This is a genomic window from Pontibacter cellulosilyticus (assembly GCF_014306105.1).
Lineage (GTDB): Bacteria > Bacteroidota > Bacteroidia > Cytophagales > Hymenobacteraceae > Pontibacter > Pontibacter cellulosilyticus.
Map to the genome: position 1 here is coordinate 162,650 of NZ_JACRVF010000005.1, position 11,426 is coordinate 174,075.

General features: G+C 45.9%; 13 protein-coding genes. 6 read left to right on the forward strand and 7 right to left on the reverse strand.

Annotated elements, in window-relative coordinates:
- Window positions 1-57: 57 nt before the first annotated feature.
- From H8S84_RS16270 to H8S84_RS16290, 5 genes are all read left to right on the forward strand, one after another.
- Window positions 58-1,056 (forward strand): beta-ketoacyl-ACP synthase III, encoded by a 999-nt coding sequence (locus tag H8S84_RS16270; protein WP_187068436.1) that lies wholly within the window; start codon window positions 58-60, stop codon window positions 1,054-1,056.
- A gap of 461 nt (window positions 1,057-1,517) precedes the next feature.
- Window positions 1,518-2,081 carry an elongation factor P gene (efp, locus tag H8S84_RS16275; protein WP_187068437.1) on the forward strand — a complete coding sequence of 188 codons (564 nt, stop codon included), beginning with the start codon at window positions 1,518-1,520 and terminating at the stop codon, window positions 2,079-2,081.
- A gap of 4 nt (window positions 2,082-2,085) precedes the next feature.
- Window positions 2,086-2,586 (forward strand): acetyl-CoA carboxylase biotin carboxyl carrier protein, encoded by a 501-nt coding sequence (accB, locus tag H8S84_RS16280; RefSeq protein ID WP_187068438.1) that lies wholly within the window; start codon window positions 2,086-2,088, stop codon window positions 2,584-2,586.
- A gap of 100 nt (window positions 2,587-2,686) precedes the next feature.
- Entirely contained in the window at window positions 2,687-4,033 is a 1,347-nt protein-coding gene (accC, locus tag H8S84_RS16285; protein WP_187068439.1) for an acetyl-CoA carboxylase biotin carboxylase subunit, read from the forward strand.
- Between the two features lie 96 nt (window positions 4,034-4,129).
- The gene (locus tag H8S84_RS16290; protein WP_187068440.1) at window positions 4,130-5,077 is read left to right on the forward strand and encodes a DUF6340 family protein; all 948 of its coding nucleotides are present in this window, start codon (window positions 4,130-4,132) and stop codon (window positions 5,075-5,077) included.
- A 68-nt stretch (window positions 5,078-5,145) separates the two neighbouring features.
- Here the strand turns inward: H8S84_RS16290 and H8S84_RS16295 are convergent, their stop codons facing one another.
- From H8S84_RS16295 to H8S84_RS16315, 5 genes are all read right to left on the reverse strand, one after another.
- The gene (locus tag H8S84_RS16295) at window positions 5,146-5,721 is read right to left on the reverse strand and encodes a DUF3109 family protein (protein ID WP_187068441.1); all 576 of its coding nucleotides are present in this window, start codon (window positions 5,719-5,721) and stop codon (window positions 5,146-5,148) included.
- Window positions 5,722-5,924: 203 nt separating this feature from the next.
- Complete coding sequence (locus tag H8S84_RS16300; protein ID WP_187068442.1) at window positions 5,925-6,536, reverse strand: TIGR04282 family arsenosugar biosynthesis glycosyltransferase; 612 nt, start codon at window positions 6,534-6,536, stop codon at window positions 5,925-5,927.
- On the reverse strand, window positions 6,529-7,041 hold the full coding sequence (locus H8S84_RS16305) for a rhodanese-like domain-containing protein (RefSeq protein WP_187068443.1): 513 nt from the start codon (window positions 7,039-7,041) through the stop codon (window positions 6,529-6,531). Before H8S84_RS16305 ends, H8S84_RS16300 begins: the two co-directional genes overlap by 8 nt.
- Window positions 7,042-7,049: 8 nt before the next feature.
- Window positions 7,050-8,117 carry an arsenosugar biosynthesis radical SAM (seleno)protein ArsS gene (gene arsS, locus H8S84_RS16310; RefSeq protein WP_187068444.1) on the reverse strand — a complete coding sequence of 356 codons (1,068 nt, stop codon included), beginning with the start codon at window positions 8,115-8,117 and terminating at the stop codon, window positions 7,050-7,052.
- Window positions 8,118-8,120: 3 nt separating this feature from the next.
- Window positions 8,121-8,456 carry an arsenosugar biosynthesis-associated peroxidase-like protein gene (locus H8S84_RS16315; RefSeq protein WP_187068445.1) on the reverse strand — a complete coding sequence of 112 codons (336 nt, stop codon included), beginning with the start codon at window positions 8,454-8,456 and terminating at the stop codon, window positions 8,121-8,123.
- 253 nt (window positions 8,457-8,709) lie between these two features.
- On the opposite strand from H8S84_RS16315, the gene H8S84_RS16320 reads away from it, so the two are divergent.
- Window positions 8,710-10,074: an NAD-dependent succinate-semialdehyde dehydrogenase gene (locus tag H8S84_RS16320; RefSeq protein ID WP_187068446.1), complete on the forward strand. Its 1,365-nt coding sequence runs from the start codon at window positions 8,710-8,712 to the stop codon at window positions 10,072-10,074.
- Between the two features lie 164 nt (window positions 10,075-10,238).
- On the opposite strand, the gene H8S84_RS16325 is transcribed toward H8S84_RS16320, so the two are convergent.
- Both H8S84_RS16325 and H8S84_RS16330 read right to left on the reverse strand, forming a co-directional pair.
- Window positions 10,239-10,964: a YdcF family protein gene (locus H8S84_RS16325; protein WP_230407222.1), complete on the reverse strand. Its 726-nt coding sequence runs from the start codon at window positions 10,962-10,964 to the stop codon at window positions 10,239-10,241.
- 127 nt (window positions 10,965-11,091) lie between these two features.
- Window positions 11,092-11,310 (reverse strand): DUF2905 domain-containing protein, encoded by a 219-nt coding sequence (locus H8S84_RS16330; protein WP_187068448.1) that lies wholly within the window; start codon window positions 11,308-11,310, stop codon window positions 11,092-11,094.
- Window positions 11,311-11,426: the final 116 nt, after the last annotated feature.

Consider the following 11,426-nt stretch of genomic DNA (forward strand, 5'->3'; position numbering starts at 1 on the left):
ATTTTTTTTTAGTAACTTGCCCCGCTTACATAATTCTAACCGAAATAATTATTTACCATGAGTAAAATTACCGCCGCTATAACAGGTGTAAGTGGCTATGTACCAGAATACGTGCTAACGAACAAAGAGCTGGAGACACTGGTTGAGACCAACGACGAATGGATAACTTCTCGTACGGGTATCAAAGAGAGGCGTATTTTGAAAGGCGAAGGGCTGGGTACATCACATATAGCGGTACCTGCGGTTAGAGAATTACTTAAGAAAACAAATACTAAGCCTGAGGAGATTGATTTACTTATCTGTGCCACAACCACACCGGATATGGTGTTCCCGGCAACGGCTAACCTTATAACAGCAGAGATAGGTGCCGTAAACGCTTTTGGCTACGACCTGCAGGCAGCATGCTCAGGGTTTCTTTATGCAGTGGCAACAGGCTCTAAGTTTATAGAATCTGGCCGCTATAAGAAAGTAGTAGTGGTAGGTGCCGATAAAATGTCTTCTATCATAGATTATACAGACAGAGCTACCTGCATTATTTTCGGTGACGGCGGCGGCGCTGTTATGCTGGAACCAAACACAGAGGGCTATGGTGTTTTGGATGAAGTTCTAAAATCTGACGGTACAGGTGCACAGTTCCTGCACATGAAAGCCGGTGGTAGCCGTAAGCCTGCCACAGTTGACACGGTGCTGGCAAGAGAGCATTATGCCTACCAGGAAGGTCAGCAGGTGTTTAAGTTTGCTGTTAAAGGTATGGCTGATGTATCTGCAGAAGTAATGGAGCGCAACAACCTGACAGGAGACGATGTGGCCTGGCTGGTACCGCACCAGGCAAACAAGCGCATTATCGAGGCCACAGCTAATCGTATGGGCTTAAGCAACGAGAAAGTGATGTTGAACATACACAAGTATGGCAACACCACCAGCGGCACTATTCCTCTTTGTTTGTGGGAGTACGAAAGCCAGCTAAAGAAAGGCGATAACATTGTACTGGCTGCTTTTGGAGGTGGCTTTACATGGGGCGCCATTTACCTAAAGTGGGCTTACGATCCGAAGTAGATCTAACTATACATCAAAGTAAAAGCGGCCAATGGCCGCTTTTTTTATTGTGTCTATAACTTAACCCACTGCTACTTAAACAAACCATAGCTCCTGCACTAAATTCTTATAATAGCAGTAGCATAGGCACCCTGAATTGTAATATAGCTAGTATCAGAGCTTTAATTGATTTAAGATTATATAACAACTTTAAAGATGTATCTGGTTATACCTTTAAAGAACTGCAACAACTGAGTTTCGCTTCTTAAATAGGAGTAAAACATTGCCGGCAAACTTCAGCGCTAAATGATCTGGCAAAGTATTATGCGTGCATAACATCTTGAATAAATGGAAGAAAAGCAACTTAAATTCGTACCTTTTTCGGGACAAATGCGGCATATTAGCTAACTTTGTTTGCAATACATAGTTTTGCGCTATACTTTTATCGTTTCAAACAAGTACAACACGATTCAGAACATTCTATGGCAACCACAGCTGATATTAAAAACGGCGTTGTGATTGAATACAACAACGACCTTTACCAGGTAATCGACTTCCAGCACGTAAAGCCAGGAAAAGGCCCTGCGTTTGTAAGAACCAAGCTGAGAAACATCAGAACGGGTAAAGTATTGGACAATACATTCTCTGCTGGTCATAAGATCACAACAGCACGTGTAGAGCAGCGCCCTCACCAGTTTATTTACAAAGACGACATGGGCTATAACTTTATGGACATGAACACCTTTGAGCAGGTAACGTTAAACGAGGCTATGGTGCCATTCGCTGATTTGATGAAAGAAGGCCAGGAAGTAACCATCCTTTTCCACGCCGAAACAGAGACTCCGCTAACATGCGAGATACCTCCTTTTGTGGAGCTGACAATTACATACACAGAGCCAGGCATCAAAGGCGATACAGCAACCAATGCATCTAAACCAGCCATTGTAGAGACAGGAGCAACCATTCAGGTGCCGCTTTTCATTGGCCAGGACGAAAAAATCAAAGTAGACACTCGTACTTATTCATACGCAGAAAGAGTTAAATAAACACATGAAAGCTAAAGAAATCCAGGACCTGATCGACTTTATCGCCAAATCCGGCTTGAATAAAGTAAACATCGAGACAGAAGAATTTAAGATCTCTGTACAGCGTGAGGCTAATCAGAAAGTGAAGTACGTTAGCGAGCCTGCTCAGGCTGCTGCTCCTTCTTTCCAGGCTGCTCCAGTACAACAGGCCGCAGCTCCGGCTCCAGCCGCTGCTGCTCCAGCTCCTGCTGCCGCGCCTGCACCTGCTGCTTCCGACGACAGCAAGTATATCGCTATCAAAGCTCCAATGATCGGTACTTTCTACCGCTCTTCCAGCCCTGAGTCTCCTGTTTTTGTAAATGTTGGCGACGAAGTGAAAAAAGGACAGGTTATCTGTATCATCGAGGCCATGAAACTTTTCAATGAAATCGAGTCTGAAGTATCTGGTAAAATTGTGAAGGTATTGGTAGACAATTCTTCGCCAGTTGAGTACGACCAGCCATTGTTCCTGGTAGACCCATCATAATTAAAAATTAAAAATTAAAAATTATAAGCTGGGATTTAAAGGCTCCACGTCCTCTCCTGGCTTTTTTTAATTTCTAATTTCTAATTTCTAATTGAATATTATGTTTAAGAAAATACTCATTGCTAACCGCGGAGAGATTGCCCTTCGCATCATCCGTACCTGTAAGGAGATGGGTGTGAAAACTGTAGCGGTATACTCTACTGCCGACAAGGAAAGCCTACATGTGCGCTTTGCCGACGAGGCAGTTTGTATCGGACCGCCGCCAAGTGCACAGTCATACCTGAACATTCCGAATATCATTGCAGCTGCCGAGATCACCAATGCCGACGCAATTCATCCTGGCTATGGTTTCTTATCAGAGAACGCGGAGTTTTCGCGCATCTGTGCTGAAAATAATATCAAGTTTATCGGTGCCTCTCCAGAGATGATCAACCAGATGGGTGACAAAGCCTCTGCGAAAGACACGATGAAAAAAGCAGGCGTTCCAACCATTCCAGGATCCGAGGGTCTTCTGAAAAACCTGGAAGAAGGCATCAAGCTTGCTAAAAAAATAAAGTATCCGGTTATTATCAAGGCAACTGCCGGTGGTGGTGGCCGTGGTATGCGCATTATTAAGCGTGAGGAGGATTTTGAGAAGGCATGGAACGATGCTCGTACAGAATCTAAGGCTGCTTTCGGTAACGACGGTATTTATCTTGAAAAATTCGTAGAAGAGCCGCGCCACATCGAGATACAATTGATCGGTGACCAGCACGGCAACGTTGCCCACTTATCTGAACGTGACTGCTCTATTCAGCGCCGACACCAGAAGCTTATTGAGGAAACGCCATCTCCGATCATAACAGATGAACTGCGTGAGAAGATGGGACAGGCTGCCATTGCTGGTGCCAAAGCCATTAATTACGAAGGCGTAGGTACTATTGAATTCCTGGTAGACAAAAACCGTGACTTCTACTTTATGGAGATGAACACGCGTATACAGGTAGAGCACCCGATCACAGAGGAAGTAATTGATTACGACCTGATCAAAGAGCAGATAAAAGTAGCTGCCGGTGAGAAGATCACTGGTAAGAACTATTACCCAAAAATGCACGCAATTGAGTGCCGTATTAACGCCGAGGACCCTAAGAACGGTTTCCGTCCTTCTCCTGGAAAGATTACTAACCTGCACGTGCCAGGTGGCCACGGTGTGCGCGTAGACTCTCATGTTTACTCAGGATATACTATCCCACCAAACTACGACTCCATGATTGCGAAGCTGATCGTGAGCGCGCAGACAAGAGAAGAGGCCCTGGTAAAGATGAAGCGTGCCCTAAGCGAGTTTGTGATTGAAGGTATCAAGACCACCATACCTTTCCACCTGAAGATGATGGATGACACTAACTTTAAGGAAGGAAACTTCACAACTTCTTACTTGGACAACTACGACTTCAGTAGTCTCGACTAGTATTTAGTAATAAGTATAAAAACCTCAGCTATGAATAGCTGAGGTTTTTTTTGTGGCTTGTTGCAACCTCCTTTATACTTTGATGCTCTTAATAGTATGCAAAATGTAATTAAGCTCCTGCTTTGCTGTGCTGCTCTTATGCTGCACAGTTGTACCTCTGTACTATTTATAAACACTACTCTTCCTCCAGAGGTACCCATTACTAACGAACAATGGAAAGTGGTAGCTATTAACAGGTTCAACCCTGAGCTGCTCTCTATTAACCGGGAAAAGAAGGTAGACGTTTTTGCGCTTGGGGCCAGCGAAGCTTTTTATGGTGCGACAGAGGCAATACTTAAAGATCCAACGTTCAGTCTGGCAGCAATCGACACAACTGGCGACTACACTGCACAGGCTGCTGGCCAGCGACTAACGAAGGAACAGGTTCAAAGTATACATCGCCAGTACCCGCACCACCTCATCCTGACGCTAGATAACCTAGATGCCTTTTTTGAGCAGGAGACTGTACGCGAGAAAGATTCGGATGGCACAGTAACTAAAACTGCCCATTACACGCTGCACACCCGCACCAGTTGGACTCTTTACGACAGTACGGGCACAGTGCTGGATCAGGCTGTCCTATCGCGGGCAGAGCTATATAATTCCAGAGGCGTACTAAGTGGCTTGCTGGCTATTGGGCCGTCTATGGGCAATGCTGGTCCGGTTGTAAACAAATTAGCATGGCATACCGGTCAAGACTACTGGAGACGCTTAAATCCCAAGCAGATAAATTTTGAGCGCCTATATTACTCTGGCAAAGATCTTATGCCAGCTGCACATAATATGGCCGCAAGCAACTGGGATGAGGCCATTAGTATACTTACTCCAATTGCAGAAAGCGGAAGCCGAAAAAATGCAGCCAAAGCAGCCTATAATCTGGCTGTTGTACATGAGGCAAAAGGAGACATAATTGGAGCTAAGCAATGGGCTAAGCAAGCTGCAGACAAAGGAAATAAACTGGCTTTGATACTTCTACCACAACTGGGGAAGTATGGGGATCAGTAATAAATCACACTAAGTATAAAAGCAAAGGCCCGGCTATACTGTAGCCGGGCCTTTGCTTTTATACTTATTTATGCTTTCTGTTCTTCTTCCTGCATCAACTGCTCCAGTTCGCTGTACCAGGCCTCGCCATACTTTCTGATAAGCGGCTCTTTCAGAAACTGGTACACTCTTACCCCCAGGTCCTGACCAAAACTGCAGGCAGCGCTGCAAATCCCCCAGCGGTCATAGTTCAAGGCTTCAAAGCCATCATACTTGGTGATGCGTATCGGGTATAAATGACAGGAAATAGGTTTCTTCCAGCTGATCTTGCCATCGTAGTATGCCTGCTCAATCGCACATTTCAACGTGTTGTTTTCGTCGTAGATAGCGTAGGCGCACTCTCTGTTGTCGATAGTCGGTGTAGAATAATCACCTTCAAAGTCCTGGATAAACAGTCCCTGATCTTCTACAGCTTGCTTACCAGCACCAGTCATGTATGGCTTGATATGCTCGTAGCTCTCCTCCAGTATGGCCAATTCATCCTCCTCTAGTGGAGCACCCAGATCACCCTCTACACAGCAGGCACCTTTGCACTTCTCTAGGTTACAAACAAAAAACTGGTCACGTATGTCGTCGCTGATGACGGTATTCTGAAGAACTATCATGGGTATTATTTACTAGGGAGACAAAGGTACGGAGAAATAAGTTTATTTCAGGCGATGTCGAGTACTCCTCCCACCCACAAGATCCTTTTATGATGATACAGGTAGAAGATTCTACTTTAGTAGGAGTTGAAGCAGTAAGTACAAACTCTCCGCCTTAGAAAAGGCAGGGATAAAGGGGTATTGCTGGATCCGGTACTGCAAACTCAGCCTTCCATCTTTTCCCAGAAGTCCTCATCCAGATCTTCTACATGATCTATATCGGAAAGCTCCGGAAGCACTTTGTGCGACAGGTGCAGGCGCTCTATATCGTAAAGTGTGTCGGGGAAAACGTGCTCAGTGCTCCAGCGTTTATTCTGGAATAACTCGGGGTGCAGCTGCTTCATACCCAGTAGATAATAACCGCCATCCAGCGCAGGTCCGATAACTACCTCATGTGTTTTGAGTGCCTCAAAGGCTTTATCAATAATGGCAGGCGTAAGCTGATGGCAGTCGCTGCCGATGATCACGACAGAAGTATACCCCTGTGCAAAAGCAGCTTCAAAAGCAGCTTTCATTTTCTCGCCTAAATCACCGGCTGGTTGCACCTGCTTTTTATACTTATCGTTCGGCCACAGGTCATGCTGATCTACCTCATTGGAGTAATACACCACCTTATCCATAGCTAAATCTATAGTAACCTGTTTGGTGTGCTGCAACAGGTGCATGTAAATGGCTAATGCCTCCTCAGGACCAACAGAAGCTGCAAGTCGTGTTTTCACCTTCCCCAACTCAGGGTTTCGCACAAACAGCATCAGTAAGTTTTTATCGCTACTCATAAACCTTTTCTCCTTTTTTTAGCCACACTCCCCAGCTCCTCGAGTATACATGTACTTTTGGTGTGGTACCCTTGGCATCGTGTACAGCATAGCCGCTATTTATCCATTCGAAAATACCGCCATACAAGTTGTACACGTTTTTGTAGCCTGCCTGCTTCAGCTTCTCTCCTATTTTTTCACTTCGGTAGCCAACAGTGCAGTATACTACTACATTAGCGTCTTTTGGTATACCCTGCAACTGCCCCTGCTCAAAGTCTTCGTATCCGATGTACTGGGCCTTTGGAAGGTGACTTACGGCAAACTCCTGCTTCGAACGGGCATCCAGAAGTATAAATTGCTGCTGCTGTGTTAGCTTCTGATGCAATGCAGCAGGTTTAATAAGCGGAATCGTATTTTGATAAAGCCCTTTCAGCATTGTGTAATAGGCTTTGTCGCTTGTTTGCCCGCAAGCCTTTAGCAGAAACAAGTATGCAAACACAAAAAGAACAGTCAGCTTTTTGGACATATATGCAATTATTTTACAGTTTCACCGCCACAGCTGGAGCCGGCGCCGGCCGTGCAACCGTAGCAATGCTGGTTAAGTATGATGTGGCGACTGTCAAGGGCCTGTACTTCAAAATCCCGGATATGCTGCTGAGCAGTGTTCGCTACTTTTAAGTCCAGCATCTGGTTAAAATCGCAGTCGTAAAGGTAGCCATCCCAACCAACCGATATAGTGTTGCGGCACATTACACCAGAAGCTGCTACCGGATTGAAGGATTCTACCAGCTTTTGCATATAGCCTTCGTAGTTGCCGCTCTGCACCAGGTAATCCAGGAAACGACTAATAGGCAGGTTAGTGATACAGAAAAGGTTGTTGAACTCAATGCCGTACCCGCTTTTCAGCCTGCGCTTAAACTCGGCTTCCATCGCCTTCTGTCCGCTTGGCAGGAACGCACCGGATGGATTATACACCAGGTCGAGCAACAGGCCGCTTCCCTTCTTTCCGTAACTCACCGCATTCAGCATCTGCAGCGCTTTAATTGACTTTTCAAACACGCCATCGCCACGTTGGGCATCGGTACGGGAGGCCATAAAGTATGGCAACGACGACACCACGTGCACCTTGTGCTTTTGGAAAAACTCCGGCAGGTCGTGGTACTTTTTGTTCGCAAGTATAATGGTAAGGTTGCAGCGCACGATTACCTGCCGCCCCAGTTTCGAGAGCTCCTCCACAAACCACCTGAAGTCGGGATTCATTTCCGGTGCGCCGCCAGTTAGGTCTACTGTAGTTATTTGTGGCGAATGCTGCAGTGCATCCAGGCAAAGCTGCATCGTGTCCCGCGTCATGATCTCCTTTCGGTCAGGGCCGGCGTCTACGTGGCAATGCTTGCAGGTCTGGTTGCACATTTTGCCTACGTTAATCTGAAGTATGGTAGTACCCGTGGGAGTAAGCGGATACAGGTCGTGCTCCTTTAGCCGCGCCGCAAAGGCAGGAAACTGATCGCCGTGGCTGGTTGGCTGCTGCAGCACAGTTAACTGATATAGAGAGTCGGCCAGCTCGTGGTGTTGGCCTTTTAAAGATTTCGTGGAAAGACCCATAGGCTACATGCTTACCTCTTTTACCTTGTTCATCATCTGCACGCCGTGCACCAAAGCAGCACCTCCTTTTATGGCAGCGGCTACGTGCAGGGCCTCCATCATCTGGGCTTCGTCGGCTCCTTTTTGCAAGCAATCGGTGCTGTAGGCATCAATACAGTAAGGGCACTGCACAGCATGGGCAACGGCTAAAGCGATAAGCGATTTCTCACGCTCGGTTAAGGCGCCATCCTTAAACACCTCTCCATAGTAATCGAAGAACTTGCGGCCCAACTCAGGTTGCCACTCTGTTATACTTCCGAATTTTGATAGATCAGCAGGGTTATAATATGTCTTTTCCATGGTCTAAGTGTTTAAGGTAGATATACAATTTATAGTAAGAAGGTTAAAATACGGCAAATGTTCAACTTTTGGATTTATTAAATTGTGTTTGCGCCCAAAGCTATAAAGGTACTGTATGCACAGCTGCAGGTTATGGTACAGATTATAACTCGATTGCGCTAAAACTGTTTTGTAAAGTATAAAACAACTTAACATTGCAGCCAACCATTAAAGCTCAAAGCTGTATATTTAATCCGCAAGCACAAACAAAACTATGGCCATACAAACTATAAATCCCGCTACCGGCGAGGTTGTAAAAACGTTTCAACCTGATAGCCCAGAAGATGTTTCCGCCAAAATAGAAGCAGCAGAGAAAGCATTCCGGAGTTGGCGAGAAACCAGCTTCGAAGAACGCTCACGATACATGCACAAGCAGGCAGACATACTGGAGCAGGAAGCAGAAAAGTATGGCAAAATCATCACCCTAGAGATGGGCAAGCCATTGAAAGACGCCATAGCCGAGGTAAAAAAATGTGCCAAAGCATGCCGCTACTACGCTGATAATGCAGCAGACTTCCTGAAAGACGAGATCATCGAAACAGAGGCATCTAAAAGTATGATTGCCTTTGAGCCCCTGGGTGTGGTGCTGGCCATTATGCCCTGGAACTTCCCCTTTTGGCAGGCATACCGCTTCCTGGCTCCTGCCCTGATGGCTGGTAACGTAGGACTCCTGAAGCATGCCTCTAATGTACCGCAGTGTGCCCTGGCAATTGAAGAAATTGTAAGAAAATCTGGTTTCCCAGAGAACGTATTCCAGACGCTGTTGATAGGCTCTAAAGAAGTAGAGGCCGTGATCGAAAACCCGGTTGTGAAAGCTGTTACCCTTACTGGTAGCGAAGGGGCCGGCGCACAGGTAGCCGAAATTGCAGGCCGTGAGATCAAGAAAACAGTGCTGGAGTTAGGGGGAAGTGATGCCTTTATTGTATTGGAGGACGCTGACCTGGATAAAGCTGCTGAAGTAGCTGTAAAGTCTAGAATGGTGAACACGGGCCAAAGTTGTATTGCGGCTAAGCGCTTTATTGTGGTGGAAAGTATAGCCGATGCTTTCCTAGAGAAGATGAAGGAGAAAATGGCTGCACTTAAAACCGGAGATCCGCTTACTGAAGAAACAGACTACGGCCCGCTGGCACGTAAAGACCTTGCCGAAGACTTGGAGAAACAAGTTAAAGCCTCTGTAGAAAAAGGTGCCGAAGTAGTGCTGGATGGCGGCCGTGACGGAAAAGATAATGCTTACTTTAAGCCGATGATTCTGAAGAATGTGAAGCCCGGTATGCCTGCCTACGAAGAAGAAATGTTTGGACCCGTAGCAGCTGTGATGGTGGTAAAGGATGAAGCAGAAGCAATCAAAGTAGCTAACGATTCCCGCTTCGGTCTGGGAGGCGCCGTCTGGACTCAGGACAAGGAAAAAGGGTTGCGCGTAGCACGCAAAGTAGAAACCGGTGCCATGTTTGTGAATGCATTAGTAGCCTCTACACCAGAAATGCCTTTTGGTGGCGTCAAAAAGTCAGGTTATGGACGTGAGTTATCCTACTTGGGCATACGGGAGTTTGTGAACCAGAAAAGCATCTGGGTGGCATAGAAAGGCAACTATCTATGCTTAAAGTAGCAATTGAAATTACGAACTCTGTGAAAAATCTGAAAGACTTTGAGGAAATGAGAAAGTATAGTTTCTCACGGCGTTCCTAATGACAGCAAAAGGCTATTCTGAAAACCTAAATACAGTTGAACAAGTATCGCTTTGCCTTAGCAGTAACTTAACAGTTTGTAAACAAGAAATCCTGTTACCTCATGTATAAGTAAGTGCCAGTCGTTGAAAGCAGCTGGGTTGGGTATGATTAGTTCATCAGGAGTAAAGCGGCGCTCGGTACTATAAAAGTCAACTGTAAAATTGTCTGTTTTGATGCCTGCCTTTGCAAAGCAAGCGGCTGCTCTGCGCATATGAAAAGCAGAGGTAACCAACAGTACTTTGTCTAGATCGGGGTGCTTTTGCAGGAATTCAGCTGTGTTAACAGCATTTTCATGGGTGTTGCGGCTGTTGCTTTCTGTTAAAATATCCTCTTCTGCCACACCTGCCATCAACAGTATTTTTTCGATCTGCTCCGCCTCAGGGACCTTGTCTGCCAGCACTAAACCACTTCCGCCTGTTATCAGGAACTTCTCTATTTTCCCCATCCGGTACAGTTGCAAAGGGTGCAGAAACCTGTCAGAGCCCTTAGAAGTATGAATGCGGTCTGGTAGATTTTCGCGGTATGAGGTAACACCAGCAAGTATAACTGCCACATCATAGTTGTTGACATCTTTTACAGGCACCGCTTCTATTTCCCATGCCAGCCACGCCTCATTCGACAGCAGCGGATTAGAGAAAAGCAGCAGCAAAGCCAGGCTACTTAACAACGAAATGCGTCGCCACTTCTGCGACCTCAGAAAAACCGCCAACAGCTGCAGCACAATTACCCAGAGAATGGGCATCAACAGAAAGTGAAGGGTTTTGGAAAGTATAAAAAACATGGGTGCTTAGGATGAACAGCTTTTGCAGGCACACCACCTCAGGCGTGGCAGCAGCTCAAATATACTTAAAGAAAAGTATAGACTATAATCAAAAGAACTTCCGGAACACCCACAGCAACAACGACAGCAGTATACTTAGCAGAATCATACTTGTGATAGGCGCATAGAAACGCACGTTCTTCCGCTCCACCCTGATATCGCCGGGCAAGTGGCCAAACCAACTAAACTTATCACCGGCCAACCAGATTACCAGCCCGATCACCACGATGATCACACCTATGATAACAATTACTTTTCCTGCCTGCATATTACATCAATGCATTATTGTAAAGTATAAGATACGACTACTTTGCAATTTATACTTTTTGAGGCGATTGATTTTCGTTGTTTGTTATTGGGGACGTAGAGAGTCAATGCTTTACT